The sequence below is a fragment of the Mesorhizobium comanense genome, from assembly GCF_005503535.1.
Classification (GTDB): Bacteria; Pseudomonadota; Alphaproteobacteria; order Rhizobiales; family Rhizobiaceae; genus Mesorhizobium; species Mesorhizobium comanense.
Genome location: NZ_SCNN01000001.1, coordinates 333,866 through 360,483, shown reverse-complemented (window position 1 = coordinate 360,483; position 26,618 = coordinate 333,866). Strand labels below are relative to the sequence as shown.

The following is a 26,618-nucleotide window of genomic DNA, read 5'->3' as shown; positions in this document are numbered from 1 at the left end:
CTTCACGCGATACGGCTCGCCGCCCGCAAGGACAGCGCCGCCGCCGTCAAGCTCGGGTTGGCGCAGGAGCAGCTCGGATAGGTGCTGGTGCCGACGACAACCAGGTTTCTCAGCCGATGGTGGATCATGTCGCTGTCGATCACCGAATCCGCCGGGCCGGTGCCCATCCTCAGTGTGCCCTGGACATGCGACTCGGTCGGCCGGATGCCACGGTCGAAGAGCCTTTCGACAGGCAGCGGCGCCAGCAGTCCAGGCAATTTGTCGAGCGCCCGGGCCATGCCCTTGACCGCGTAGTCCGACGGCGCCTTGAACGACACGAAGGCATTGTCGTCCTCATCGAGCGTGACGAAATTCTCGTGGTCGAGCAGATTTTCGGTGACCACGACCAGCGGCAACGTCTGGCGCAGGCGATCTTTTTCGGCTCGCATCCCGTGCTGCCAGCGGTTCTCGAAATAGACCAGCGCCGCCGCGTGCTCGGACCGGTGCGGGCCATCATAGAGGCCGAAATTCAATCCAGTGGTGATGGTGCTGCCGTCGAAATTGTCGACGCCGTCGAGATAGACCTCGAAATTCCAGCCGTAGGATTCATGCAGGCCGCGCCCGACAAATTCATCGCCCAGGCCGGACCGCAGCATGATCGCCGCGCTCTGGATGGCATTGGCGCCGAGAATGAAGAGGTCGCCGCTGGCCTGATATTCCTTGCCGTCATGAACGAAGGTGACCGAACGCACCGCGCCGCCGGCATGATCGAGCCGCCGCACTTCCGCGCCGAGGCAGACGGAAACATCGGGATGCTCGAAGACATGCATCAGGCCATTGTTGACGGTGAACTTGGCATCGACCGGACACAGCCAGCAGCGCAGATTGGCGCAGCATGAGCTGCGCTGCGCGGTCGGAACGCGGGCGCGCGCGGTCGGCATGACGAAATGCTGATCGGGCTGGGCCGCCTTCATCATCCGGTCCGGCGTCGACATACGGTGCGGGGGCTGCGGAAACGGCTTCGAGCGCGGCAGCATCGCCGCCATGTCGGGATCACCGGAGATCGACATGATCTCCTCGGCATCGCAGTAGAACGGCTCGACGTCGTCGTAGCTGATCGGCCAGTCATTGCCGATGCCATAGGTGCTTTTCAGCCTGAAATCATTGGGATGGAACCGCGGCGTCTGGGCGAACCAGCAATTGGTGCCGCCACCCAGCCCGATCGTGTAGTTCCATGGCTTGTCGGAATTGGTCCTGTAAGTCGTCTCGTCGTCTATGTCGGTGTTGGCGTTCTGGCCGAGCTGCCATTCATGCGTGTTGTGCCGGCCCCATTCCAGGACCAGAACGCGCGCTTTGCGACGCTTGGCGAACTCATGCAGGAAGAAAGCCGAACCGAAGCCGGATCCGATTGCAACGACATCGAAATGATCCCTGGTTATTTGCTCTGGCTTTACGTCCAGCACCATCAGCTGCAACTCCTTTGCGCGCCGCGCGCGCTCGTCGTGGTTGCCCCATCCGCTCCGTTGTCGAACGTCTCCGCGCGTGCCCTCACGCCGCTATTCTGCCGATCGAATGATATTCGATGCCGTGGCGCGCCACGACCTTGGGGTCGTAGAGGTTGCGGCCGTCGAAGATGACCGGCGTGGTCAGCGCATCCTTCAATGCATCGAAGGAAGGCGCGCGAAAACTCTTCCACTCCGTCGCGATCAGCAGGGCGTCGGCGCCACGCAAGGCGGCCTCCTTGGTGCCGCACAAAAGCAGGTCGTCGCGCTGGCCGTAGATGGCCTGGCATTCCTGCATCGCCTCGGGATCATAAGCCTGCACGGTGGCGCCGGCCTTCCAGAGCGCTTCCATCAGCGTGCGCGCCGGGGCCTCGCGCATGTCGTCGGTGTTGGGCTTGAAGGCCAGGCCCCACAGTGCAAAGGTCTTGCCCTTGAGACTGCCCTTGAAATAGCGGTTCACCTTGTCGAACAGCACGGATTTCTGGTCGTTGTTGCGCTCCTCAACGGCGCGCAGCAGCTTGGCGTCGAACTTGATGCCCTCGGCGGTCTTGATCAGCGCCCGCACATCCTTGGGGAAGCACGAGCCACCATAGCCGAGACCAGGATAAATGAAGTGGTAGCCGATGCGCGGATCGCTGCCGATGCCCTTGCGCACCTCCTCGATGTCGGCGCCAAGCTGCTCGGCAAGGTTGGCCATCTCGTTCATGAAACTGATCTTGGTGGCCAGCATGCAGTTGGCGGCGTATTTCGTGAATTCGGCGCTGCGCACGTCCATCACGATCATCTTCTCATGGTTGCGGTTGAACGGCGCATAGAGCTCGCGCATCACCGCCTCGGTCTCCTCGCTCGCTGTGCCGACGATGATGCGGTCGGGCTTCATGCAGTCGGCGACGGCCGAGCCTTCCTTGAGGAATTCGGGATTGGAGGCGACATCGAAGGTCAGGTCCTCGCGGCCCCTCTTCTTCAGCGTCTCGGCGATCCTGGCCTTCACCTTCTCGCAGGTGCCGACCGGAACGGTCGACTTGCCGACGACGATCTTGGCGCTTTCCATTTCACGGCCGATGGTCTCGGCGACCGCCAGCACGTATTTCAAATCCGCCGAACCGTCCTCGCCGGGCGGCGTGCCGACCGCGATCATCTGGATCTCGCCGTGCCGGACGGCCGCGGCCGCATCCGTGGTGAACTTGATGCGGCCAGCGGCATGATTCTCCCTGACGATGCTTTCGAGGCCGGGCTCGAAGATCGGGACAAAGCCCTGGTTGAGCCGCTCCACCTTGTTCGCGTCGATGTCGACGCAGACAACCTGGTGGCCGACCTCGGCAAGCACCGCCGCCTGCACGAGGCCGACATAGCCAATTCCAAACACCGTCAAGTTCATTCGGTTTCGTTCCTGTCCAGGGCAGCGGACCGCGTTCGGTCCGGCCGGTTCAATTCGTCTTTCCCAACTCTTTTACGCTGCATACGAGCGATTCCGGAAACTGGCAGGGCTCGCCGAGCGCAGTGAAGGCGACACGTTCGACCTGCAGCGAAAGCTTGCGGCCCGGATCCGCGAATGCGCCCATCCAGCCCTTCATCGTGTCGCTGCCCCAAAGGCTGAAGAAGATCTTCTGCGCATGGCTGGGCAGCTTCGCCGGATCGGTGATGGTGTTGACCAGCTGGCCGTTGACATACCAGCGCAGGGAGTCCTTCTGCCAGACGAAGGCATAGTTGTTGAAAGCGCTGTCGGTGCCGCCGGGCACATCCACCAGCTTCTCGTTCTTGCCCTTGCCGTCGATATAGGCGTTGACCTGAACCTTGGAGGTGTCCTTGGTCAGGATCTCGAAGTCGATCTCATCCCAGGGCTGTTTGTCGGAAGGGCCGATATAGGTGAAGAACGCCGCGTTGAGGCCCGAGCCGCTGTCGGTCTTCATCCGCGCCTCATAGGTGCCGTAGCCGAAGCGCTGCTTGGTCTGGATTTCGCCGCAGGCGAAATCGCGATCTTTCAGTTTCTGCTTTTCGAAACCCAGCGACAGCACCCCGTCGGAAAGCGCGACCAGTCCCTTCGACCACGTGCAATTCTGATGGCTGCCATTGTTCCAGCCATCGGAGACATACCAGCGCGAACGGTCGAAACTCTTGAAATCGTCGACGAAGGAGGGGGCGGACTGGATGTCCTGCGCACGCGAAGGCGCCGGCCACAGGCTGCCCATGGCAGCCAGCATCAAAGCAGCCGGCCAAGCCAGCCTGCGCCAGCCGGCTTTCCCGGTGCGGAAGGGCAGCGCATCAATTCCAGTCATGGATTTAGTCTTCGGATCCGAATTCATACCAAACTCACCTTTGTGCTGTGCGTCCCCAACCCAAAGTCGACGTTTGAACCATTTCCAAACGGGCCAACCCTGACCTCTGCCCTGACCCTCTCCGGTTTCCATTCCCGTTGTGCTTCACATCCTTTGCGACTGCCCGCACGTTCCTCATTACCCTCGGCCGGCGCCGGCGGGCCTGGCAATTTCAGCCGGGGCGACCGAATCGGACGTGCTATTTTCGTCGAACACCATATCCAGCGAATGGCGCAGGCCGCTCATCATGCCACCCTGGCGCGACAGTTCGGCAATGCGGCGTTCGCAATTCAGGATCGAATCGGTCAGCGCGCTGACTTCAGATGACCGTCGCTCGGAGGCCGAACCGTTTTCCATGGCTTCGACCAGGAAGGCCGCGTTCGTCGCCGTCTTGCGGTAACGGCTCTCCAGGCCAGCTTTCTCGGCCTCGATCTCCGCGGCGATCTGCTCAAACAGCTTCGCCAGCCGGTCGAGCCGCGCGATGTCGGTCTGCCGGTCGCGGGCCGGATCCCTTGATCTGAAGCCGAATATCGAGGCCATGGGTTAGAGTCCTGTCCTTGCCGGGCTCACGCGCCCGGCTGCTGGCCAATCCCCGCCTCCGGGGCTCGAAAGTCGCATCGTCCAACTCCCTGACGGGAGAGACTTCAACACCAATCCGGTCGGGGGCCAGTCCGGTTGGTCGTTCAATTGCTGCACCGCAACATAGACTGCCATCACCGGAGCCATGAGGCAACCACCCAATTCGTAAACTCATAATTCCGATGGAAATGGTTTGCGCGGGTGGCGTTGCGCTGCACTGCGAACCGGCATGCGCGGGATGCTATCCTCCCTTGCCCGTGCTCGTTCCGGCCATCAGGAAGCGCAGCGCCGGCACAGGCTTTTGCCTGGAAACAAGCCCAACGCGGCGAAACAGCGCCTCGAGCTTGTCGAACGCCACGCCCTGGACGATGGGAACCAGGTTTGATTGGCTTGCGAAGGCATAGGCGGCGGCCGAGGCCAAACCCCGCTCGGCCTTCACGTCGAGGAAATTGCGCAGCCTGTACTTGTCGCGCACATGCCGCTCGTGCCGCCGCAGCACCGCCTTTGAACCCTCGGGCAGGCTGTCGATCCTCAGGAGGGCCAGATCGGCATCGGCCAGCCGCTGCAGATCCTGTGTGCGATGACGGCCGCTGAGCGAATCGGCGCGTACGATCGCGCCGTAGCCGCAGGAACGGATGACCTTGAAACGCGCGCCGTGCGCAACAGCGCGTGCATAGAGTTCGTAATCCTCACCCAGGCGCAGGCCTTCGTCATAGCGCAAGCCATGGCGGTCGAGGAAGGCACGGCTGATCACGGGCTTCAAGAAGCCGAGCTCACCCCTTTGCACGCGGCGCCTGGAGATATTGCCTTCGACGAAACGGTCGAAATCGAGGAACTCCGGATCGGCGGCGAAATCCGGCGCGACTATCTTCGTGACGTCGCTGGTGGCGTCGTCCCTGATGAGCATGATGTTGTCCGCGGCGAAGTCCCAATCGGCGCCGGCAAACAGGTTGCGGAAGCGCCCCTCGAGAAAGAAATCGTCGGCGTCCAGAATGCTGAGGAACGGCGCTTTCGAGCCCGCGATCGCGGCATTGCGGGCAAAGGACGGCCCCCTGTTGACGTCAAGGCGCATCACCGTCAGCCGGCCGCTGCCATCGTCGGCGGAAAGGGCAACTTCGGCTGTATTGTCCGTTGAGCCGTCGTCGACGACAACGACCTCCATCACTTCCGGCTCGCGCAAAGCGGAAGCGATGGCAACCGTGATCGTGCGCGCCGCGTTTTTGGCCGCGATGATCACGCAGACCTCCGATTTCATCATCGACATGGATTTGCCTCTTGCACAGGTTCCGATCTGCCCTCGCCCTGTACGCTTTCGATGTTCGACGCCGCCGCCATCACTGGTTGGCCGGGCGTTCGAAGATGCGGCGGCTGAGATCCGCCGACGCCGCCCAGCCCGCCTCCGCCAGATAGCGGACGGGTGCCCGGCCACACAGTTCCCACAACACCGTTCGCCGCTGCGGCCAGCGCAACGACGGCAGCCATGGCGCGATGACCATGCTGAGCAGGTCTTCATCGCCGATGCGCGACAGGATCGGCTTGGCCCGTTCCGACAAAAGCGTGCCGGTGGCGCCCAGCAGCACATCGGCGGCGCGCAGGCCGAGCAGCAGCGTGTCGTCCAGCCCCTGGCTCACCGCCGCATCGAGCACGCGCTGCTGATCGGCCTCGTCAAGGCGGTTGGCGCTGGCCCTGATATCGCAGACATAACCGGCGCAAGGCTCCCGGTTGAACAGCGCCTTGGCAACGCTGATGCAGGACAGCATCAGCGTGTCGGCCACGGAAGTGAACGGCACTTCCGCGCCGGCGATCCTGATCAGCCGTTTTCGCCGCAGGAACCCGTCGGCATCGCGCGGGCTTGGAGAACCCGGCTGCTGGAGGCGGTAATGCAGGTCGACCGTCGACGATCTTGGCCCGTCGCCGCGGGTCATGTGCTGTTCGCCGAGGAATCGGATCCACCAGACGGAACGGGACTTGCCCGATACCTCGTAGCCGATGGAACGCAGCGCATCGCGGGCGTTTGCAAATCCCGCGGGCGAAACCAGGATGTCGACATCGCCCGACGGCTTCATGAAATGGTCGCCGTAAAGCAGATGCTGCTGGAACGGCCCCTTCAGGAACACGAAATCGATCTGCCTGTCGCGCAGCGCCTGATGGATCGCCATCGAATCCATGAGGCAGGCTGCATTCATCGAAACCGTCTTCTTGCGATAGATGTCGAGCCACTGAAAAAGCTCAACCGGCCGGTCGCCCGACGGCGCGCGCGACAGCGTCTTCCAGACGAAGGCGGCGATCTTGTTCAGCCTGGTGATATCGGCAATAGCGGCCGTGGAAAGACCACGTGCCGATATTTCACTTGCAACGGCCGCAGGGGCTGCGAAATACAATCGTAAGCAAGCCCGCACATAGGCAATCTCGTCGACGCAGTCGGCGGCGCGCAGTCTTTCATAGGAGCTTTCCGGCAGGGCCATTAAGCGCACAGTCTCCAAAACCGACTTTCGCCACGCGTATGCTGCAAGTGCGAAGCAAAGCATCGCCAAAAAGCTGGGCGCCGTAAAGCCTTTCCTTTCGCACTGCGAAATTTTACAACCATAACGTTTGCAACCCGTCCTTGAAGCGGCTGGATGAAGGAGCTATTTTTGCGGCCTGACCGAGGCGCTTGAGCCGGCGTTTGGCACAGTTCGGCTAAGGAGATATTCCCTCCTTTAGCGTTGCCTAAAAAATGATCTACGAAGAGGTATTTTTATGCAAGCAAAATCAAATGCTTAAAGAATCATCGGAAACATCGGCCGATCGCTGCCGGTTTCCATCCAAAAGAGGCTGAATTTTGGGCAACCCTCACACACATGGTGACGTCCGCAACCCATAATTGATTAACACGGGGTAAATCAGGCTTGACTCATAAATGTTGCCATGCAGCTATTGCAGCGCAGCATGAAAGTGCTGACGGTACTCGACAGGCCGTTTCCAGTCCTCATTAGGAGAGTAAAATGGAACAGAATGTTGAAAAGCATGAGTACGAAACGCCAAGCCTGACGGTGCATGGTTCGATCGAAACCATCACCCAGGGCGGCGGCGGCAGCACGGCGATCGACGCGTCCTTTCCGGCGCACACCCCGATCGGCGACCTGACGTTCTCCTGAGTCAATGCTGGCCTGGGGGATGACGTTGGGCCTCCAGGATTCAATAACCATGAGAGGGAGCCGGGGATGAAAGTCCCCGACTTCCCCGGTTGGCACTGTCGGTTTTTGTCGTAGACGGCGTGTTGCAAGCGAGGTTTTCGATGAACTGGAACCCATCCGAGCGCGACTGCGTAAGCGCGGCCGGTGATGCCGTGGCTTGCGAATTCGGCGACGGCCTCGCGCTGCTCAACCTGAAATCGAATATCTATTACAGCCTGAACGGTGTCGGTGCTTTCATCTGGGAGCTGATCCAGGAGCCCAGGCCAATCGCGGATATCCGCAGCGCCGTGCTTGCGCGCTACAATGTCGATGCCGAGCGCTGCAAGGCCGATGTCGATGCGTTGCTGAAGGGCCTTGCCGAAAACGGGCTTGCGAGACTGCACAATGAGGCACTTGTCTAGGCAGGTTCCGACAAAGGCCATGACCTCGCGGCAAAGACCTGTGACAGAACAAAGATCGAGCCCGGCCAAACGCTGGAGCGGCCGACGCGGCCTGGCCAGGATTTTCTCGCTGAGCGGGCCGGAGATCGTTTTCCTGTGCCGCTGCCTGCTGGTGGTCGCGGCCGTCCGGCTCGGCCTGACGGTTTTCTCGTACAATCGCGTTCGCGGCCTGGTGACCCGGCTCGATGCGCGGCAGTGCGCCAGCATGGGCGAGCTGCGGCGCGTTGCCTGGGGAGTTGCCGCCGCCGCGCGCTTCGTGCCACGTGCCACCTGCCTTACCCAGGCGCTTTCCGGCCAGTATATTCTGGCGCGCCAGGGCAATGCTTCCAACATCCGCATCGGTATCGAGCGGGGCACCGGCGCACAGTTGAAAGCGCATGCCTGGCTGGTCAGCGACAACCATATCGTGCTTGGCGGATCGCTCGACGGCTTCGCCCATCTGGTCGACCACGGCAGCCGATGAGCGGCGTCGCCGGATTTCTGCAGCGACAAGGCCCCGCGCCGGCGGACGCCGCGGCCGACATCCAGCGCATGCTGGCACGCATGCGCCACCGTGGTCCTGATGGCAGTTCCTGGTGGCTGGACACAGGCATCGCGCTCGGCCATGCCTGGCTCAACACCACGGACGAGGCCGGCCCGGGTCCGCTGACCATGGCCGGCGGCAAGCTTGCCGTTACAGCCGATTGCAGGCTCGACAACCGCGATGAACTGATGGCAAGGCTCGGCCTGCGCGACAGCTCGGTCGCCGACGCCCAGTTGCTGATGCGGGCCTACCTGCGCTGGGGCGAAGCCTGTCCCGTGCATTTGCAGGGCGACTTCGCCTTTGCCATCTGGGACGCGGAACGGCAGCTGCTGTTCTGCGCGCGCGATCATTTCGGGGTCAAGCCGTTCTACTACCACGCCACGGAACGCCGGTTTGCCTTCGCCTCCGAAATCGGGCCGATGCTCGGCCTGGACGGCGTCGGCGCTGAGGTCAGCGAGTACCGCATCTCCGGCTTCCTCGCCGGGCTTCCCGACGACCCGCAATCCACGCCCTACAGCGATGTCTTCAGCCTGCCGGCGCGCCACAGCCTGACCGTCACTGCGCAACAGGTCGCGTTGCGGCGATACTGGCAGATAGAGCCGTCGCCACGGCCGGCGCGGTCCGATACGGCGGCGGAATTCGCCCACCTGTTCGCACAGTCGGTGCGCAACCGGACCCGCGGAAGCCGGGCTGTCGGCGCCATGCTCAGCGGTGGCCTCGATTCCTCATCGATCGCCTGCGTGGCCGGCCTGCAGAACGCCGCCGACCGCAAACCGAAACTGCCGACCTTCTCGCTGGTTTTCGAGCGCGGTTCGCCAATGGACGAGCGATCCTTCATCGATGCCGTGCTCGACCAGCAGACGATGAACCCCACCCTGATCCCGGTCGGCAACTATGCGCCCTTCGCGGAATTCGAGCGGGTGCTGGAGGAACAAGAGGGGACATTCCTGGCGCCCGGCCTCACACTCACCCGCGGCATCTATCGCACGGCGGGCGCCAAGGGCATCAAAGTGCTGCTCGACGGCCATGGCGGCGACGAGGTCGTTTCACAAGGCCACGGCCATTTGCACGAGCTTGCCAATGGCGGCAAATGGCTGGATCTCTGGCGGGAGGTTCGCAGCGCCTCGAACACCTATGGCGACTCCACGCTCGGCCTCTATTTCCAGTTTCTCACGCTTTACGGGCCGGCCTGGCGCATCGCCCGGCTGAGGCATCTGGCGAACCGTGCCGTCAACAGGATACGCCGGCCCGCCGAAGCGCAACGCGCGCGCAGCTGGCGTGACCTGATCAATCCCGACCTGGCCAGGCGCACCGAACTCATCGACCGCTTTCACCGCGCCGGTTATATGCCACCCGGCGTCCAGGCCAGCGATGCGCTCAGCCATCGCTGGATCCTGTTGAACGGCTATGTGCCGCATTCTTTCGAAGTGCTCGACAAGGCCGCCGCCAATTTCGGCGTCGAACCGCGTTACCCCTTCTGGGACAAGCCGCTGGTCGAGTTCTGCCTGGCGCTGCCGGGCGAGGAAAAGCTGAGACACGGCTTTGGCCGCTATGTGCTGCGCCGCGCCATGGAGGGTGTGCTGCCGCCAGCGGTGCAATGGCGGCGTACCAAGATCGACTTCACCGCCAATCTGGTCAACGGCATGGTGCGCAACCACCGCGACCTCCTCGAGCAATTGCTGGTCTCTGACGCCGGCCGCATCGCGCCCTATGTCAACCTGCCACAGGTGAAGGCCGCCTATGCGCGACTGCTGCGCCAGCCCGATCAGCCCGCCCCCCTCGACGTCCAGTATGTCTGGCGCTCGGCCTCGCTGTCCCTGTGGCTGCGGCAGGTCCAGCCCGGCGGGAGCGCCGCATGATGCCCGCCAATGATCTGCTCGCCCTGCATAGCCGTCAGGCAACGGGCAGCCTGGAAAGGGAACGCCGCTTCTACCGCGCCTACGGCCTGACCATCGCATCCGACGTCACGCTGCCGGAACTGGAGCCGGCCGCGCCGGCGGTCGCCGATATCGTTATCGCGCTCGGTCCGATCGATATGCCGAAGCCTTCGCCAGAGACGGCGACGGTCTTCCGCTTCGAGCCCGACCGGCAGTATCTGGCATGGCACGCTGTCGGCGCGTTCCTGATCAGCGGCGGCTGCCGTATCGATGTGGCGCCGGCGCCCGGTGTCGACGACGCCCTGCTCGCCTTTCCGCTGCTGGGGCCGGTCATGGCGCTCTTGCTGCACCGGCGCGGCCTGCTCGTGCTGCACGCCAGCGCCGTCGCGATAGCCGGCCAGGGCGCCATCTTCCTGGGCGACAAGGGGGCGGGCAAGTCGACGACGGCGAGCGCGCTGATCCGCGCCGGGCATGATCTGCTTACCGACGATGTCGTGGCCATCGATCTCGCCAATCCGCACGAGCCTGTGATCGTTCCGGGATTTCCGCAGATCAAGCTCGCCGCCGACGCCGCGGCCGCTATCCCGCTTGGACAGGCGCGGGTGAGGCCACAGGTGCACCCCGCGATCGAAAAGCTGCAGCATCGCCTGCAATGCGCCTTTTCCCAGAGCAAGGTGCCCGTCGCGAGGATCTATGTCCTCGAGCGCGGCGAGAAGGCCCGGACCACGCGGTTGCCCGGCATCGCCGCCCTGCCCACGATCATCCGGTTCTCCTACGTGACGCGTTTTGGCCGTGAAGCGCTGTCCGGTGATTTCGCGGCAGCGCATCTTCGCCAATGTTCAGGAATCGCTAACCATGTCGGCGTGTACCGGCTGGAAGTTCCAACCGGTCTCGACAGGATCGGCGAGGCCGTGGCGCTGATCGAGAGGGACGTGGCTGATGGCGTCTAGATCATCGGTCTTCGGCCTGTCGCTGTTTCGCGACGTCGCCGCCTTCGGCGCCGTCGTTGCCGAGATCGGCGGGCGGCGAACCTGGACGGCGCTGCTGTTCCTGATCCTGGGCAGCCTGACGGAAGGCATCTCGATCCTGCTGCTTGTGCCGTTGCTGCATCTGGTCGGGGGCCCCGACCAGGATTTCGCTGTCCGCTTGCCGAACACGGATCTCGTGCATTGGCTGGTGCCCGGCGGAACGCTGCGGCTGAGCACGGTCTTGTGCCTGCTGGTCGGGCTTGTCGCCCTGCAGGCGGCGTTCAACCGCTTCAAGTCGGTCTATATGGCCAGGCTGCTGTTCGACTTCATCAACCGCTTGCGCATCAACCTGTTCGAGAGCATCGGCAAGGCGCGCTGGGGCGTGTTCACGCGCATGCGCAGCTCCGATCTCGACCATGCGCTGACCGGCGACATCGACCGGGTCCAGGGAGCGGCCTTCGCCTTGCTGATGCTGGTGCAGATCGCCGTGCTGCTGGCCGGCTATCTCGTCATCTCAATGTTCATCTCGCCCGTCATGACCGGGTTCGCCGTGGTCGTCGGCATCCTGATGTTCATGGCCTTGCAGCCGTTTCGGGCGCGGGCCACCGCCTTCGGCCGGGTTCTGACGGCCAACCGTCAGGACCAGTACCGGACGGTCTCGGAATTCCTCGGCGGCATCAAAGTGGCGAAAAGCCTCAATGTCGAGGCCAGCTATTTCGCGCAGCTGCAAGCCACGCTGGAAAGGATGAAAGCCGACAACATCGACTATGTCCGCAACTCCTCGATCGGCACCGCCGTGTTCCAGGTGGCAAGCGTCGTGGGGCTCAGCCTGTTCATCTATGTGGCGCTGGTCCGCTTCAACCTGTCGCTGGCCGAGATCGTCGTCATGCTGCTGGTCTTCATGCGCATCGCGCCGCGTTTCGTCGACATGCAGACACAGGCCCAGCAGGTTCTGATCAACCTTCCCGCCTACACGGCCATGCGCGGCCTGCAGGCGCGTTTCGACGCCGAACGGGAGCCCGGCCATGCCGAATTCGAGAATGCCGGCAGGCTGTCAATGGACATCGGGCTGAATATCCGCGACGTCTCCTTCGCCTATGACGGGTCCGCCAGACCGGTGGTGAACGACATCACCTTCGGCCTTCCGGCAGGCAAGGTCACCGCCCTGATCGGTCCTTCCGGATCGGGCAAGAGTACGATCGCAGACATGCTGCTCGGCCTGCTCGAGCCGACCACCGGCAAGATCCTCGTTGACGGCGTCGAGATCGATGCCGCCAATCGGCGCCGCTGGCGTGACCAGGTGGCCTATGTGCCGCAGGACGTGTTCCTGTTGCACGACACGATCGCGGCGAACCTGCGACTTGCCGCGCCGCAGGCCAACCCCGAACAATTGTGGGCTGCGCTGCGGGCCGCGAATGCCGGCGAATTCGTCGAACGGCTCGACCAGCGCCTCGAAACGGTGGTCGGCGATCGCGGTGTGCTGCTTTCAGGGGGCGAGCGCCAGCGTATCGCATTGGCGCGCGCGCTGCTGCGCAAACCGTCGCTGCTCATCCTTGACGAGGCCACCAGCGCGCTCGACTGGCAGAATCAGTCACTGATCGCCAGGTCGATCGACGGCTTGCGTGGCACGATGACGATCCTGACCATCGCACACAGGCCATCGATGATCGCCTTCGCCGACTGGGTGGTGGCGATGGAGGACGGCAGCGTGGTGGAGGTCGGGCAGTATCAACGGCTGAAGGCAAAGCCTGCGAGCCGGCTGTCCAGAATGCTTGCGGGAGAGCAATCGGAAACCGAACCAGCCGACGTGGCCTGAGGGCCGAAACATCTGGCTTGGTAAGAGCCAAGGCAATTCCAGGAAAAGTGTGAGCGGTTTTCCGCTCCGGAACTGCGTAAAAACTAATGCAGGCTGCGCCGGGCATTGCCCAGCTTCTCGCCTTCGGTCACTTCGGGCGAGCTCAGCTTTCTTTCGGCTTCGCGCAACCTGTCGGCCGGCGTCGGCGCGCTTCGGGCGATCATGGCATAGACAAGGACAAAATAGCCGGCCTGGATAACCACGGCGCATATGATGACGCGCAACAAGGTCGTGCCCAGCGACGCTCCGCCCAGCCAAGACCAGGCAACGACGATCGCAAGGGCGAAAAGCATCCCAACGATGAATTTTGGAAGCGACATACCCAACAGCCCATAAACCGGCTCGGGTTATATCCAACGATTGCCCTACCCGAGCGCCGTCCCTTGTGACGCGGGCTTGTAAAACCACCCGCTTTCGACCGGTTGCTTCCGGCCTTTCAACCTGTCGCCACTCTGACAGGTATAATTTGCAATTCTATTAAGACGGGCAGAGGGCGGCAAGGGCAACCGCACATATTTTTGATTGAGCTTGCGCGATCGACTCTGCCATGCTGCAACGCACACAAGCGCATTTCGCACAATCTGCAACCATCAGTCCTTTTCAGTAATATGCACAATATTGAGTAGTATTTTATGTTAATAGTCGCGAGCTTCGTATCTTCCTAAAGCACTAATATGCCCACAGGTAGCCCTCTGAGAACGACCCGCCCAAAAATCGCCCCAAAAAGGTCCGGATTTTTTCCTCCTGCCCATTTATTGTCACAAATGTGCTAAGCATCCTGAAAAATGTGCATCACGAGCTTACTATTTAGTCAATTCATGACGTGACTATTTCAACGAGTTGGGAAATTGTGTGTTGCGCTGCAGCATTTTTTTGATATCGTGCCGTAAACCATTCGTTCAACGCATGGAGTTTCGGCATGAGGGATATTGCCAAGTCGGCCACGGCGGACTTTTCGCAGGCTGGCACCGATTTTCCGCCGCCGATCGGCGGCCTCATCAAGCGCAGCTTTGACATTTTCGGGTCGCTGGCCGGCTTGATCGCTCTCAGCCCGCTGTTCGTCATGATCGCGCTTCTGGTCAAGTTTTCCGACGGCGGATCGATTTTCTACGGCCATCGGCGAATCGGTCGCGGCGGACGGATCTTTCCGTGCCTGAAGTTCCGCACCATGGTTCCCGACGGCGACAAGGTTCTGGCCGCCTATCTTGCCACCAACCCGGAAGCGAATGCCGAGTGGATCGCGACCCGCAAGCTCAAGAATGACCCGCGCGTCACCCGCGTCGGCGCGGTGTTGAGGAAGCTCAGCCTCGATGAGCTGCCGCAGATCATCAACATACTGCAGGGCGACATGAGCCTTGTCGGACCTCGCCCGGTGGTTCGCGACGAATTGGAAATCTACGGCAGCGCGGCCGTCTACTATCTCAAGTCCCGCCCTGGCCTGACCGGCCTGTGGCAGGTCAGCGGCCGCAACGATGTCTCCTATGACAGCCGCGTCGCGTTCGACCGCCACTATGTGGAGAACTGGTCGCTGTTCGGCGACGTGCGCATCATCATCAAGACCGTCCCGGCGGTCTGGATGTCGCGCGGCTCTTACTGACCCGGCCGACCGATGCCGGGCAGCCGGCGGCAAGCTCATCGGGCGATGGGGCCAAAACGGATCGGAACGTTGCGTTGAAAACAGACATGTTGGAAGTCTTTGGCGGCGGCCCGCTTTTCGGCCGTTCGCGGCTCGTGGCCGCATGCCTCGCGGCATCGCTCGCCTTTCCCCAGCTGGCCGCCGCCGACGACTACCGCCTCGGCTCGCAGGACAAGCTCACCGTCCGCATCGCCGAATGGCAGACCGTCGAAAGCACGTTCCGCGACTGGTCGTCGGTCAATGGCCAATACACCGTCGGCCCGGCGGGTACGCTGTCGGTGCCGTTCGTCGGCGAATTGCCGGCCGCCGGCAAGACCACGGCCGAGGTGGCGGCGGCGATCGGTGAAGCCTTGCAGCATAAGCTCGCTTTGTCGGACAAGCCGGAAGCCTCCGTCGAGATGGCGCAGTTCCGTCCATTCTACATCTCGGGCGAAGTACAGAATCCGGGGCAGTTCCCCTATGTGCCTGATCTCACCGTGCTGAAGGCGATCAGCGTCGCCGGCGGCATCCGGCGCAACTCCGATTACGGCCCGCAACTGGGCAAGGATCTGGTCACCGCCAAGGGCAATTTCGATATCTCGGACGATCTGCGCATCCGGCTGATCGTCAAGCGAGCCCGTATCGACGCCGACATGGCCGGCAAGTCGAGTTTCGAGGTGCCGAAGGAAGTCGAGGGCGATCCCAGGCTGCCAACCATCGTCAATGATGAAATGACCATCCTGACGTCCGACCAGAAGGCGCTGAAGTTGAAGCTGGAGGCGCTCGACGATCTCAAGGGGGTTTTGCAGGCCGAGATCGAATCGCTGCAGAAGAAGATCGTCAACCAGCAGAAGCAGGTCGATCTGGCGCAACAGCAACTGGCCAGCATCGGCCCGCTGGCCCAGAAGGGTCTGGTCGCCAATGCGAGACTTCTGGATTCGCAGCAGTCGGTCACCGATCTGCAGGGCAAGATCCTGGACTACGAAACCGCCATCCTCACCGCCAAGCAGGCGATCAGCAAGGCGACGCAGGATGCCATCGATGCTCAGAACACCTTGAGCTCGAGCCTCGCCTCCGACCGGCAGCAGGCCGAGGCCGACCTGAACGAGGCGGCGCTGAAGGCCAACATGCAGCGGGGCCTCATCGCGCAGGCCAGCGATCCGGCGACCAGGGCCGCCACCGCAAGCAGCGATGAACCCAGCCTGCTCTACGCGCTGGTGCGCGTCGTCGACGGCAAGACCAGCGAGATCGCGGCCAAGGAAGACACGCCGGTACTGCCCGGCGACGTGATCAAGGTGAAGTTGGCGCCGCTGGCCAGCCAGTAGGACGGCTCGAGCGGTCGACGAGCCTGTTCTCTCTAAAGCGTCGCGATGATCCGCCGCTGGGCGGCATCGCGCCAGGTGTCGACATCCTGAAGCACCAGGGTGGCGGCACTGGCCAGCAGTTCCTCGTCGCGAGAGGGAACGGACCGGTCGCTCATCGCCGCGCTGATCCTGGCGAACGACAGTCCAAGGTCCGCCGAGCGCCTTTCGTTTTCGCGCAAGTCGAGTTTGGCCTCGATAGCCAGACAAACCGCGGCGATGATGGGAATAACCGCACTGGCGAAAACCAGAATGCCGGCGGCCTCCTTCGGCGGTTTCGGCCAAAGGTCGTAATGGTGGCCGAGATACGCCAGGAGATAGCAACCCAGAAGCGAGATCAGGATTCGCAAGGACCACTTCTCGGTGGCTGCGAGACCGGCATGAAGGCTGTGCGCACGGTGGTGGTTACGGATGTGATAGGCTCGCTGCCCTTCGACGATGCCATCAGCATCCTCGCGGGCGAATTCCGCGGCGACCCAGCGGCGCGCCTGCTCCATGAAACCCGTTGGCGGTCCGGCGGCACGACGTATGGCATTCGCTCGCCACTCCGTCCACGACGATGGCGACAGCCCCCTCTTGTCGGCGACGTCGAAACCAAGCGGCCAGGTCGCTCTCAAGACGCGAAGGCGTTCCGCGAGGCGGCGGCAGTCACTCCACATCTGATGACCATTGCTGCGTCGCATCCCCCTCGAGATCCAGGCCGCCAGACCGACGATGACCAGTTCCGTTCCGACCGCGGGCAACTTCCAGCTCTCGAAGACGAGTGGAATGGTGGCGCAGACAACCGCCGTGACCGCAAGCAGAAGCAGAAGCAGCTGCGCGCCCCGGTGCGCGCTGCCCAGAACGTTGGCCCGCGCATCGACATCCCGCAAGGCATGCTCGATGACGGGGTGGCCCAGCGACGTGGGATGCCAGAACGCACGGGCCTGGATCGCCTCCTTCGTCGCGTGGCCGCCGGCCTGACCAGCGCCGGTCTCATTGATCACGTCGGCCGCTTCGTCAGGGGAACGTGGGCTCAGTTCGGCGGCTATCTTTGCGCGCCCCCAGCACCGCCAGAATTTCAGCCAGCCCCAGCCAATCATCCTCGAAACGCCAACTGCCGCCCATGCACGCGCGTTCCGCAAGCCGAATGCGGGCATTAACGGATCGGACGCCGCGAAGCGCCGCCGGATCAGGGTTTCGAGATCATCGCCGTGCTCGCCGGCCTGAGTGGATGGCGGCATGAACAACGCCACCAACGAGCGGCGCAGGTCGTGCTCGGTGGCCGCAGGCGCCAGCGCATCCACCGTGCCGGCCTCGATCGATTGGATGATCTCGCCGAACAGGCCATCGCGTTGCAGGCTTTGGGGGGCGATGAAGCGCACCGGCATCTCCGGATGGGCAACATCGATCCAAAGCAGGGGCCGGTTGGCCTTGATCGCCTCCTCGACGACATCGGCGGTGCCGCCCGGGCCGGCGGCCCGTTTGCCGTCCCACGCGGTCACCACGACGTCGGACCATCGCACCAGCCAGCGGGCGAGCTCAAGATGAGGATCGCGTCGAGGCGCCTCGGCAAGAGCCGAAGCGCCGTCGAGGATCGTCAGATGCTCGAACGCCTTTTCCAACCCTTCCGGAGCCGTGAGGTCCACCCGTGTGCCCGTATCGCCGAGGCCGGGCTGATCGGTCCAGGCATAAAGACCACGGTCGGCATGGCCGGGCGCTGCGAACGGAAACAGCGCGTGGATCGGACCGAGACCGAGGCCGCGCCAGACGGAAGCCGCGCTCCTGTCGGCACCCGGTGCGTAGCCGGTGAGCAAGGTCAGGTTTGCCCCGGCGCCGGCCATGCCCCAGATCGCGCGATGCGCGTCAAGAATGGTTTCATGAATGTCCGCATGCGCATGGTCGGATGCTTCGACCGTCGTCCGGGCCATTCCGGCGGCGCACTCCTGCACCAGTTCGAACGCCCGCCCGAGTGCCGCCCGGAGTTCCGGGCCGTCAACCGATCGATGGCCGGCAAAGCCAACCCGCACCTGCAGCGGCGAGGCGGGCCGGCCGGTTGCCTCGCCGTTTTCTCCACCCGGTTTTGAGACTTGCCACCCGGCCGCGTTCACCGCGGCCTCCCGGCCGCCAACCAGTTCCGATAGTTCTCCTCCGACCGTTCCTTGCTTTCGTTGATCAGAAAATCGAGTTCCCTGCGGACCTGATTGTAGACCGGCATGTTGTCGGGGTCGGGCAGCCCGTCGGCGGCCTTGGCCACTATGCACAGGCCGGAATTGTACACTTCGGTGTAGAAGCGCACCGTGACGATGGCCTGTTGCTCCGTCAGCGTCACACGGAACGGAAGGTGGCGCCCATACAGCTGGATGACCTCGAATCCTCCACCCGGTTTGGACTTGGAAAAATCGCCTTTGCTCTCGGCGGCCTGGCGTTCGCTTTCGTAGGCCAGGCGAAACGTGGACCAGAACCTGAATGAAGACCGGATCCTGTTCTGGCGCTCCTCCACGCCGCCATCCCATTGCTTGAGATGTCCGTCCGTAACATTGGATTCGTGGTAGAAGACGACCGTTACCTTCACCCCCTCATGCGCCTTGAGCAGCAGCATTTGGGCGAGGCCCATTTCCACCGGCGGCCGACCGGGCTCGGCCCAGATGAAACCCTGGGCGTTGACCTTGGACATTCCCGTGCTGGCAACGATGATCTCGGAGGTGGCCGACCTGAAAACCTCCGACCACTCAAGCCGCGTGAACGCCTTCGAGAACCGGTTGTAGACCTTGACCCGGCCGCGGGCCAGGGTGGTCTGCGGCCAATGGCCGAACGGGACGTCCGTCTTGCTCTTGACGATCTTCTCGACGAGCGCTTTTGCAAGCTTGTCGGCCAGTACAAGGATGGCATCCTTGTTGGCGCCCGAGACATGGCTGTCGCCATATTCGAGGTGAAGCAGGTCGACGATGTCGATCGGCAGCTTGTAGCCCTTGCGGTAGAGAATGATGGGGTGGTGCCACATTCCCACGGCCCAGCCGAATTCGACGTAGACGTTGGGATTGTCTTCGGTGAGCAGAACAATGACGGCGTCGGCCTCGTCAATGCCGCGCTGCGTGGCCGCCCGCACGGCAGGATCGGGAGTGGCGGTTCTCTCTCCGTCGGCGATCTCGATGGGGAAGCCACGCTCCCGGCAAATCGCCTCTACACGCGGGAATACATGCTTGCGCAGGCCCGAGCGCTCGTTAAAGAGCCTGAGCTTCTCTCCCGCGCCATCCTCTTCCCCGAATGGGCAGATTACGAAACATTTATACATGCCCGCACACCACACCCGACCCACATCAACAATATGTTAACCATGATGTTCATGGTGAGGTCAAGAAGATGGCGGTTCTTTATTGAATTGAGCCGCATGCTAAGGCTTCGTTAACCCTGTCCTGCCAGTCTCGACCGAAAAGGCGAAGGACGAGATGGCACGGATTCTCAGTTTCAGCAGGCCGGCAGCGGATCGAAAACCCGCGGTCTTATCCGAGGGCAAAGCGGGCCATGTCGTCGCCATGCAGCACATAGACCTGGACGCCGTCGTCGAAACGGTGCGCGTCCTTCGCGCCCTTGACCGCCACGCCCTGCTGGACGAATTCAATGGCTGCGGGCACGCGGCTCGGCAGATCGAACGGCAGTGATCCCGGCGCCCGGCGTGCGGGCGAAAACCTCGAACATGATGATGGCCGAAGCGACGGCGACGTTGAGGCTGGGCATGCCATCCTGAGCGTTCTTGTGGCTTCTGGCAGGATCGATCGGACTGGCCGACGACGGCTTGGGATAATACCCCGGCGGCATCGGTATCATCAGATGCGTATCGACCGAGGCAAGCAGCCTGTCAGGCAGCCCGTCATACTCGTTGCCGACCAACACGCAGTCATTAGCGCCGATCATCGTCTGCTGCAGCGGCTGCGCGTCCGGAGTGATCACCGTAGCGAACAAACGACCGGCGACGGCCTCGCGCACAAGGTCTTCGTCGCCATAGATGGACGGCGGCTGCCGCTGAAGCGCTCCACAGGCGAAATCGGAGATGGTGGTCAGCGCGGAGGATCCGCCAAAGACGCCGCGCCGGTCATAGATGACCACCGGAACGCGGTAGATCTCCGCCGTTCGCAGGATCATCCCGATGTTGATCGGCGACTGCAAATCCCACAAACACAAGCGCATTTCGAACGCCTCGCACAACCAGAGTGTTCATCGTCTCGCGAAATCGACGAAGCACTCCAACTACCTGTTTTTGCGCAGTTTCGGACGGAAAACCGTTACAGACTTTTTCCTGGAGTTGCTTTAGTCCGGCAATCGCGTCCCGCAGCGCAGTAATCAGCCACGTTATACTGAAGCTTGATAACCGTCGAGCAGTACTCTATGGTTAATGGAAAGGTTACGGGATAGCGGCATGGTACCCAAGATCAATGCCAAAACCATTTCGCAGGCGGCCGCCAAGGCAGCGCCGGATCCTGAACTCGATCTTCTGGTAAGGGAAGATGATTTCTCGGTCAGGGTCGAGCGCTCCGACGATCCGCGTTTCTGGGTGAGAGTCGAGCGGGAAACCGGCGACAGCATTGTCGTGACCGACTACAATGCGGGTTCACGTCCTGACCAGGAGTTGGCCGCGGGCGTTGCCCTGGCCTTGAGAACACTGCGACGCCCTCTCGACAAGGTCATCTTTCGCGACATGTTCCCACTGGGAATGGAAGGGCCGGACCTGCCGGTGAAGATGATCCAGGCAACCGAGGCCCTGAAGAAAATATGCCTGCATATCGCAGCCGAGACGGGTCAGGAGGTGGCGAGTTTCAACCTAGAACCTCGCCGCGGCAAACTCGACGCGATAGCGGTCTTCCGGTAGCGCGTCGCTCAAGGATCATCTGACGGCGCCGACCTCGGTCCTCTTCCAGTTCTTCTCGGCATTTGCATCCTCGAAATTCACCGGCGACCATCGCGTGCGGGTCACGGGCAGGCGCGCCAGCTTGAAGAAGCTGAAATACATCAGGAACGACCCCATGATGTAGGGGTTGAGGATCTCGACCTCGACGAAGGAGCGGATGAGCAACAGCACCATCACGCCGATGAGAACAACCGAATCGGCCTGCCACGACTTGAACATCACCGCCGTAAGGTGGCCGAGAAGCGAACGCAGCATGATCAGCGATATCAGCACCGCCCCGGTGAAGCCGAGTTCGACCAGCGCCTCGACATAGGTGTTGTGGAAGTGGAAGCCGGTGCGGGTGGAGATGTAGAATTCGTTCCACAACCGCTCCGCTTCTGCGAAACCCTGCACCCAATAGGCGGCGTAACCGACGCCGATGATGGGCGACCGCATGGCGGCGTTCCAGCCCTGCTCCCACAGATAGGTCCGTCCGGTGAGCGTCGAGTCCTTGCCGAAGAGCCCGAGCACGAAGTCCATCAGCCCGAGGTTGAGGGCAACGAAAGCCGCGACGGCGATCAGACCCGCACCAACCAGGAAGATCACGCGGCGATAGCGCCGCGGCAAGAGCTTGCTCATGGCGAGCAGCACGATCAACGCCAGCACCGCCGGGATGGAGGCCGTGGATGTCGCCGAATGGGCGATGGCCAGCAGATAGGCCGATAGCAGCACGACAGGAACGGTGAGGATGAAGCTCAGCCGGCCGCGCCGGAAGAAAGCAAGGAACACCACCGAGAAATAGATGCCGAGCGAGGCGACGAAGCCGATCTGGTTCTTGGAGGCAAAGGCCCCGACGAAATTGTAGGTGCCGTCAAGGACGTCCTCGGAATAGGCGCCGACCTTGAGCGAATAGAGCATCACGAAGAATATCCCGACCAGGGCGCCCAGCGTCAGGGTCCGCACGCTGACGGTGCGCGCCGCGACATAGGCACAGGCAACGTGGGAAAGGTACTGGACTGCGGTTCTGGCTGTGATGCCGGGGGCCTGCGACCAGAAGACCGAGAAACAGACATAGGTCACGAAGAGCAGCGGCAGCCAGGCGCTGGACAATTGCCGCAGGAAGCGCCGGTAGTCGACCAGGATAAGCGGCAGCCAGACCGCGTAATAGGCCAGGATGAGCACCTGGCCGAAAATCACGGAATAGGAAAACGCCCAGATCGAGACGGCCACGGCAAAGCTGCCATAGACCGAGTTCTTCTCCGGATCGACCAGCAGGGACTTCGGAATTTTCATCTCAGCGTCCCGCCGACACGGCCCGCGACCGGCAGGCCGCGAGCCCGGCGGCATATCCGCAAACAGGGGCGTACAAGAAACGGCGTCTCCATTGTGCAGTGCAATATAACCTATCGCACACCACGCTCAATGGCAAATCCGGTCACCTTGTCTTACAACGGGGCGATTGCCGAGAGATGGCCTGGAATGTCGGTCCCGCGATCCGGCGCTTTGTGCGTCGTCATGCCCAGGCTCAGCGACTGCCTGGGAAGGCTTGGTCACCCCAAAAATTCCACTTGCGGAACGGCGCCGTCCCAGCTTAGTCTCGGCTTCGGGCAGAAAATGAAATTTAATTCCATTTGTCTGCCGACCTCCGCGAACCGGTGACATGACCCTGGAATAAGCCTCGACACCCGCCAGAGAGAATATTTGATATATCATCTACCGGAATGGAACTAGCCTGAATGGTCCAGCAGACAGCGATCCAACCCTCGGCGCCCTGGTTGCGGCTCGACGTCGACGATTCCGATTGGAACGCCGCCGAGGTGTCGAACCTGGTGCGCTGGTACCACCAGATGCTGCTGATCCGCCGTTTCGAGGAGAGAGTGCTGGAGTTCGCCAATGCCGGGCTCGTGCACGGGCCTGCGCATGCCAGCATCGGACAGGAGGCGACGGCGGTCGGCGCGATGTCGATGCTTGGCATCGGCGACCGCATCAATGGCACACACCGCGCCCACCATCAGGTGCTCGCCAAGCTTGTCAACGCGCAGACGCCCGCGGGCTTCGATCCCCGGCGTGACGATTTCAACACGGGCATGCAGGATTCGGTGCGCGGCCTGATGGCCGAGATCATGGGGCTGAACGCCGGCTACTGCGGCGGACGCGGCGGCTCGATGCACATGCGCGACGACGCCTCCGGCATTCCGGGCACTAGCGCCATCATCGGCGGCAACCTGCCGCACGCGGCGGGCTACGCGCTGGCCGACAAGCTGCTCGGCACCGGCAACATCTCGGTCGCCTTCTTCGGCGACGGCACGATGATGGCGGGACCTGCCTACGAGGCGATGAACATCGCGGCGCTCTACCGGCTGCCGGTGATCTTCTTTGCCGAGAACAATTTTTATGCCGTGTCCACGCACGTCAACGAGCAGACGCGCGAGACGCGGCTTGCCTCGCGCGGTCCGATGCTGGGTTTTCGCGGCATCGAGTGCGACGGCATGGATGTGGTCGCGGTTCACCACGCCATGCGCGAAGCGCGCCGGGTCATCGAGGAAGACGGTGGTCCGGTGCTGGTCGAGGCGCTCTGTTACCGCTTCCTGCACCAGAGCGGCGCGCGGCCGGGCAGCGAGTTCGGCTATCGCACGCGCGCCGAGGAAGACGCCTGGAAGGCACGCGATCCGCTCGCCACGATGGCGGCACGACTGAAGACGATGGGCATTCTCGATGCCGCCGATCTCACCACGCTCGACCAGTGCGTCATGGACGTGGTCAACACCGCCGCGGACTCGCTGACCGAGATGAGCGGCAATGCGCTGCACATTCCCGACCATCTATGGCCGGATGCCAGCGAAGTCGACAACCAGATCCGCGGCGACCTGTCCGAACTGAAGGACGAGCGCTTCCTCGAGATCGAGGACGTGCCGCCGGCCGAGACAAAGCCGCTCAAGTTCATGGCTGCCGCGTCTGAAGTCATCGCGCGCGCGATGGAGCAGGATCCGCGCATCATCATCATGGGCGAGGACGTACACCGGCTACGCGGCGGCGTTTCGGGCGCCACCAAGGGCGCTCTTGAACGCTGGCCCGAGCGCGTGTTGGCGATGCCGATCGCCGAAAACGGCTTTGTCGGCGTGGCACTGGGAGCAGCCCTTTGCGGCCTGCGGCCGGTCGTCGAAATCATGTTCGGCGATTTCTGCCTGGTCGCCGCCGACCAGCTGTTCAATGCGGTGAGCAAGGTCCGCCACATGTTCGGCGGCGGCTTCCCGGTGCCGATCGTGGTGCGGGTCCGCGTCTCGCCGCACACGGGCTACGGTTCGCAGCATTCGGGCGATCCGTCCGGCCTGTTCGCGCTTTACCCGGGTTGGCGCATCGTGGCGCCGACGACGCCGTTCGACTATGTCGGCCTGATGAATTCGGCGCTGAAATGCGACGATCCGGTCGTCGTCATCGAGCATGTCGAATTGTTTCCGACCGAAGGGCCCGTTCCCGCCGACGACCGCGACTATTGCGTACGGCTCGGCAAGGCGAAGATCGTCCGGCCGGGCAGCGCCTGTACGCTGCTCACCAGCGCCAGCATGGTTTCCGTGGCCAGACAGGTGGTGGAGGAGGCCGGCATAGATGCCGAGATCATCGATTTGCGCAGCCTCGACCCGACCGGGCTCGACTGGCCGCTGGTCGAAACCTCGATCCGCAGGACCAATCGGGTTGCCGTCGTCGAGCAGGTCCAGCACGGCCTGTCGCTCGGCGCACGGCTGACGCAGGAGATTCAGGACCGCGTGTTCGACTATCTCGACCACGAGATCCTGCATGTGACGGGAAGCCTTTCGGCGCCCGTCGTCTCGGCCCCACTCAACCGGGCCGCACTGGGCGGTGCCGACAAGCTCAAGGCCGCGCTTCGATCCCTCACCGGCGCGGACGGATAGAGCTGACGTATTGCCACAACGATCCGACAAGAAAATGGGAGAATGAAAAACATGACGATCCTACACAGAAACAGAACCAAAGCGGCGATGCTCGCGGCGGCGATGCTGGCGACCAGCACCTTCTGGGCACCGGCAGCCTTCGCCCAGGACGAGAAGCCGCTGGTCATCGCGCGCAACATCGACCTCAACTCGCTCGACCCGCACCGCGCGTTCTGCGACACCTGCCAGATCTACAATTCCAGCGTCTATGAATCGCTGCTGACGCTCGACAAGGACAACAAGCTGATCCCGCTGCTGGCCACGAAGTGGGAAGGCAATGCCGACCAGACCAGCTTCACCTTCACGCTCGATCCGGCGGCCAAGTTCTCGGACGGCTCGCCGGTCGAAGCCAAGGACGTGAAATGGTCCTGGGAGCGGCTGAAGAACCTCAAGGGCAGCGCCTCGTTCCTGATGGACAATGTCGCCTCGATCGAGACGCCGGACGCGCATACGGTCGTCGTCAAGATGGTTGCGCCATCGTCGGAATTCCTCAATATCGCGGCGGCGCCCTACACGGCGGTCGTCAACAGCAAGGTCGCTTCGGAAGCCGGCGCCAAGGCCGGTGCGGATGCCTCGACCACGGACAATGCCGAAGCCTGGTTCCTGGCGCATTCGGCCGGCAGCGCGCCCTTCGTTCTGAAATCCTATGAGCCGAATTCGGAAGTGCGCCTGGCACGCAACGACAAGTACTGGCGCAAGGCGCCGGCGCTGAGCGAAGTCGTCATCCGCCAGACCAAGGACGCGGTGGCGCAGGCGCAGATGCTGCAGAGCGGCACGGCCGATATCGCCATGCAGATCGACCCGGACACGGCCAAGACCATCACCGGCAACGACGTCAAGATCGAGACGGTGCCGTCCTACAACTTCATCTATGTCGCGCTGTCGCCCGGCGCAAAGGCCAACAAGGTTCCGCTCACGCCCGAGGTGCGCGAGGCAATCTCGCTCGCGCTCGATCGCCCTGGTATCCTCGACTTCACCATCGGCTCCGAGGGCCAGCTGATCAGCGCGCCGATTCCGCTCGGCTTCCCCGGCGGCTCCGGCTTCGAGGCGCAACCCTATGATCTCGCCAAGGCCAAGGAGCTTCTGGCCAAGGCCGGCCATGCGGACGGTTTCGAGATGGAAGCCGCCTTCCCCGGCATGAACGTCTACGGCGTCGACCTTTCTCTGTTGATGCAGAAGGTCCAGCAGGATCTGGCCAAGGTCAACATCAAGCTCGACCTGCAGCCGATCCCCTTCGCCAACTGGCGCGAGCGCGTCAACGGCGACGGTATCCCGATGACGGCGGTGTTCTACGCCCCGGACTACTACGGCACCTCGCAGTACATAGAGTATTTCGCCATGACCAAGGGCAGCCCGTGGTCGCGCCGCGCCGGCGCGGAACGCGAGCCGTCGGTGCTCAACCCGAAGGAGTCCGAGCTTTACAAGGCGGCGCTTGCGGCGAGCGGCGACGAAGCCGCAAAGCTGTGGCATCAGGCCGGCGAAGAGATGATCAAGGACAGGATCATCCTGCCGCTGGTCAGCCCGAACCTGATCCTGGCCTACAAGTCCGACGTCAAGGGCGTGCGCTACAGCGCCTGCTGCAACCTGCCGCTGGCCGAACTCAGCCACTAAAGC

The 26,618-nt window shown here is 62.7% G+C and carries 23 protein-coding genes; 11 read left to right on the top strand and 12 right to left on the bottom strand.

The genetic code is table 11. The features are described from left to right. Positions 1-2: 2 nt before the first annotated feature. The 6 genes from FFS37_RS01700 to FFS37_RS01675 all read right to left on the bottom strand — a co-directional run bounded on the left by FFS37_RS01700 (position 3) and on the right by FFS37_RS01675 (position 6,840). Positions 3-1,445 carry a GMC oxidoreductase gene (locus tag FFS37_RS01700; RefSeq protein ID WP_137929192.1) on the bottom strand — a complete coding sequence of 481 codons (1,443 nt, stop codon included), beginning with the start codon at positions 1,443-1,445 and terminating at the stop codon, positions 3-5. Between the two features lie 82 nt (positions 1,446-1,527). Next, on the bottom strand, positions 1,528-2,859 hold the full coding sequence (locus FFS37_RS01695) for a UDP-glucose dehydrogenase family protein (protein ID WP_137929191.1): 1,332 nt from the start codon (positions 2,857-2,859) through the stop codon (positions 1,528-1,530). 49 nt (positions 2,860-2,908) lie between these two features. Then, complete coding sequence (gene exoK, locus FFS37_RS01690; RefSeq protein ID WP_137929190.1) at positions 2,909-3,784, bottom strand: endo-1,3-1,4-beta-glycanase ExoK; 876 nt, start codon at positions 3,782-3,784, stop codon at positions 2,909-2,911. Between the two features lie 150 nt (positions 3,785-3,934). Beyond that, positions 3,935-4,336: a hypothetical protein gene (locus FFS37_RS01685; protein ID WP_137929189.1), complete on the bottom strand. Its 402-nt coding sequence runs from the start codon at positions 4,334-4,336 to the stop codon at positions 3,935-3,937. Positions 4,337-4,616: 280 nt separating this feature from the next. Beyond that, a complete protein-coding gene (locus FFS37_RS01680; protein WP_137929188.1) occupies positions 4,617-5,639 on the bottom strand; it encodes a glycosyltransferase family 2 protein in 1,023 nt (340 codons plus the stop codon). Positions 5,640-5,709: 70 nt separating this feature from the next. After that, entirely contained in the window at positions 5,710-6,840 is a 1,131-nt protein-coding gene (locus FFS37_RS01675; protein WP_137929187.1) for a nucleotidyltransferase family protein, read from the bottom strand. 519 nt (positions 6,841-7,359) lie between these two features. Between FFS37_RS01675 and FFS37_RS01670 the strand changes: the two genes are divergently transcribed. The 6 genes from FFS37_RS01670 to FFS37_RS01645 all read left to right on the top strand — a co-directional run bounded on the left by FFS37_RS01670 (position 7,360) and on the right by FFS37_RS01645 (position 13,175). Further along, a complete protein-coding gene (locus FFS37_RS01670; protein ID WP_010913078.1) occupies positions 7,360-7,512 on the top strand; it encodes a lasso peptide in 153 nt (50 codons plus the stop codon). A 140-nt stretch (positions 7,513-7,652) separates the two neighbouring features. After that, complete coding sequence (locus FFS37_RS01665; protein ID WP_137929186.1) at positions 7,653-7,952, top strand: PqqD family protein; 300 nt, start codon at positions 7,653-7,655, stop codon at positions 7,950-7,952. A gap of 40 nt (positions 7,953-7,992) precedes the next feature. Further along, complete coding sequence (locus FFS37_RS01660) at positions 7,993-8,454, top strand: lasso peptide biosynthesis B2 protein (RefSeq protein WP_232375551.1); 462 nt, start codon at positions 7,993-7,995, stop codon at positions 8,452-8,454. Continuing rightward, a complete protein-coding gene (locus tag FFS37_RS01655; protein WP_137929184.1) occupies positions 8,451-10,373 on the top strand; it encodes a lasso peptide isopeptide bond-forming cyclase in 1,923 nt (640 codons plus the stop codon). Before FFS37_RS01660 ends, FFS37_RS01655 begins: the two co-directional genes overlap by 4 nt. Continuing rightward, positions 10,370-11,341 (top strand): phosphoenolpyruvate carboxykinase (ATP), encoded by a 972-nt coding sequence (locus FFS37_RS01650; RefSeq protein ID WP_137929183.1) that lies wholly within the window; start codon positions 10,370-10,372, stop codon positions 11,339-11,341. The genes FFS37_RS01655 and FFS37_RS01650 overlap by 4 nt, the downstream gene beginning before the upstream one ends. Beyond that, positions 11,331-13,175, top strand: coding sequence for an ABC transporter ATP-binding protein (locus FFS37_RS01645; RefSeq protein ID WP_137929182.1), 1,845 nt, complete (start codon positions 11,331-11,333; stop codon positions 13,173-13,175). The genes FFS37_RS01650 and FFS37_RS01645 overlap by 11 nt, the downstream gene beginning before the upstream one ends. A gap of 83 nt (positions 13,176-13,258) precedes the next feature. Here FFS37_RS01645 and FFS37_RS01640 read toward each other — a convergent pair whose 3' ends face one another. Beyond that, the gene (locus FFS37_RS01640) at positions 13,259-13,534 is read right to left on the bottom strand and encodes an exopolysaccharide production repressor exox (protein WP_137929181.1); all 276 of its coding nucleotides are present in this window, start codon (positions 13,532-13,534) and stop codon (positions 13,259-13,261) included. Between the two features lie 599 nt (positions 13,535-14,133). Between FFS37_RS01640 and FFS37_RS01635 the strand changes: the two genes are divergently transcribed. Both FFS37_RS01635 and FFS37_RS01630 read left to right on the top strand, forming a co-directional pair. Next, entirely contained in the window at positions 14,134-14,811 is a 678-nt protein-coding gene (locus FFS37_RS01635; protein WP_137929180.1) for a sugar transferase, read from the top strand. Between the two features lie 86 nt (positions 14,812-14,897). After that, on the top strand, positions 14,898-16,154 hold the full coding sequence (locus FFS37_RS01630; protein WP_171026139.1) for a polysaccharide biosynthesis/export family protein: 1,257 nt from the start codon (positions 14,898-14,900) through the stop codon (positions 16,152-16,154). A gap of 32 nt (positions 16,155-16,186) precedes the next feature. Here the strand turns inward: FFS37_RS01630 and FFS37_RS01625 are convergent, their stop codons facing one another. The 4 genes from FFS37_RS01625 to FFS37_RS01615 form a co-directional block, all read right to left on the bottom strand. Continuing rightward, complete coding sequence (locus FFS37_RS01625; protein WP_137929178.1) at positions 16,187-18,280, bottom strand: hypothetical protein; 2,094 nt, start codon at positions 18,278-18,280, stop codon at positions 16,187-16,189. Next, positions 18,277-19,488 carry a TIR domain-containing protein gene (locus FFS37_RS01620; protein ID WP_137929177.1) on the bottom strand — a complete coding sequence of 404 codons (1,212 nt, stop codon included), beginning with the start codon at positions 19,486-19,488 and terminating at the stop codon, positions 18,277-18,279. The genes FFS37_RS01625 and FFS37_RS01620 overlap by 4 nt, the downstream gene beginning before the upstream one ends. A 184-nt stretch (positions 19,489-19,672) precedes the next feature. Continuing rightward, positions 19,673-19,804: a hypothetical protein gene (locus FFS37_RS36430; protein WP_269750766.1), complete on the bottom strand. Its 132-nt coding sequence runs from the start codon at positions 19,802-19,804 to the stop codon at positions 19,673-19,675. After that, positions 19,788-20,357, bottom strand: coding sequence for a TrmH family RNA methyltransferase (locus tag FFS37_RS01615; protein WP_137929176.1), 570 nt, complete (start codon positions 20,355-20,357; stop codon positions 19,788-19,790). Before FFS37_RS01615 ends, FFS37_RS36430 begins: the two co-directional genes overlap by 17 nt. Positions 20,358-20,586: 229 nt before the next feature. Between FFS37_RS01615 and FFS37_RS01610 the strand changes: the two genes are divergently transcribed. Then, positions 20,587-21,036, top strand: a complete 450-nt coding sequence (locus FFS37_RS01610) for a hypothetical protein (protein ID WP_137929175.1) — start codon at positions 20,587-20,589, stop codon at positions 21,034-21,036. Positions 21,037-21,051: 15 nt separating this feature from the next. Here FFS37_RS01610 and FFS37_RS01605 read toward each other — a convergent pair whose 3' ends face one another. Beyond that, positions 21,052-22,347, bottom strand: a complete 1,296-nt coding sequence (locus FFS37_RS01605; protein WP_137929174.1) for an O-antigen ligase family protein — start codon at positions 22,345-22,347, stop codon at positions 21,052-21,054. A gap of 443 nt (positions 22,348-22,790) precedes the next feature. Here FFS37_RS01605 and FFS37_RS01600 point away from each other — a divergent pair, with 443 nt between their 5' ends. Next, positions 22,791-24,965 (top strand): alpha-ketoacid dehydrogenase subunit alpha/beta, encoded by a 2,175-nt coding sequence (locus tag FFS37_RS01600; protein ID WP_137929173.1) that lies wholly within the window; start codon positions 22,791-22,793, stop codon positions 24,963-24,965. Between the two features lie 87 nt (positions 24,966-25,052). After that, the gene (locus tag FFS37_RS01595; protein WP_171026164.1) at positions 25,053-26,615 is read left to right on the top strand and encodes an ABC transporter substrate-binding protein; all 1,563 of its coding nucleotides are present in this window, start codon (positions 25,053-25,055) and stop codon (positions 26,613-26,615) included. Positions 26,616-26,618 lie beyond the last annotated feature (3 nt).

Excerpts from the sequence above, each read along its gene's own strand:
- FFS37_RS01700 (WP_137929192.1), bottom strand. The coding sequence starts at position 1,445 with ATGGTGCTGGACGTAAAGCCAGAGCAAATAACCAGGGATCATTTCGAT.
- FFS37_RS01695 (WP_137929191.1), bottom strand. The coding sequence starts at position 2,859 with ATGAACTTGACGGTGTTTGGAATTGGCTATGTCGGCCTCGTGCAGGCG.
- exoK (WP_137929190.1), bottom strand. The coding sequence starts at position 3,784 with ATGAATTCGGATCCGAAGACTAAATCCATGACTGGAATTGATGCGCTG.
- FFS37_RS01685 (WP_137929189.1), bottom strand. The coding sequence starts at position 4,336 with ATGGCCTCGATATTCGGCTTCAGATCAAGGGATCCGGCCCGCGACCGG.
- FFS37_RS01680 (WP_137929188.1), bottom strand. The coding sequence starts at position 5,639 with ATGTCGATGATGAAATCGGAGGTCTGCGTGATCATCGCGGCCAAAAAC.
- FFS37_RS01675 (WP_137929187.1), bottom strand. The coding sequence starts at position 6,840 with ATGGCCCTGCCGGAAAGCTCCTATGAAAGACTGCGCGCCGCCGACTGC.
- FFS37_RS01670 (WP_010913078.1), top strand. The coding sequence starts at position 7,360 with ATGGAACAGAATGTTGAAAAGCATGAGTACGAAACGCCAAGCCTGACG.
- FFS37_RS01665 (WP_137929186.1), top strand. The coding sequence starts at position 7,653 with ATGAACTGGAACCCATCCGAGCGCGACTGCGTAAGCGCGGCCGGTGAT.
- FFS37_RS01655 (WP_137929184.1), top strand. The coding sequence starts at position 8,451 with ATGAGCGGCGTCGCCGGATTTCTGCAGCGACAAGGCCCCGCGCCGGCG.
- FFS37_RS01650 (WP_137929183.1), top strand. The coding sequence starts at position 10,370 with ATGATGCCCGCCAATGATCTGCTCGCCCTGCATAGCCGTCAGGCAACG.
- FFS37_RS01645 (WP_137929182.1), top strand. The coding sequence starts at position 11,331 with ATGGCGTCTAGATCATCGGTCTTCGGCCTGTCGCTGTTTCGCGACGTC.
- FFS37_RS01640 (WP_137929181.1), bottom strand. The coding sequence starts at position 13,534 with ATGTCGCTTCCAAAATTCATCGTTGGGATGCTTTTCGCCCTTGCGATC.
- FFS37_RS01635 (WP_137929180.1), top strand. The coding sequence starts at position 14,134 with ATGAGGGATATTGCCAAGTCGGCCACGGCGGACTTTTCGCAGGCTGGC.
- FFS37_RS01630 (WP_171026139.1), top strand. The coding sequence starts at position 14,898 with ATGTTGGAAGTCTTTGGCGGCGGCCCGCTTTTCGGCCGTTCGCGGCTC.
- FFS37_RS01615 (WP_137929176.1), bottom strand. The coding sequence starts at position 20,357 with ATGCGCTTGTGTTTGTGGGATTTGCAGTCGCCGATCAACATCGGGATG.
- FFS37_RS01610 (WP_137929175.1), top strand. The coding sequence starts at position 20,587 with ATGGTACCCAAGATCAATGCCAAAACCATTTCGCAGGCGGCCGCCAAG.
- FFS37_RS01605 (WP_137929174.1), bottom strand. The coding sequence starts at position 22,347 with ATGAAAATTCCGAAGTCCCTGCTGGTCGATCCGGAGAAGAACTCGGTC.
- FFS37_RS01600 (WP_137929173.1), top strand. The coding sequence starts at position 22,791 with ATGGTCCAGCAGACAGCGATCCAACCCTCGGCGCCCTGGTTGCGGCTC.
- FFS37_RS01595 (WP_171026164.1), top strand. The coding sequence starts at position 25,053 with ATGCTCGCGGCGGCGATGCTGGCGACCAGCACCTTCTGGGCACCGGCA.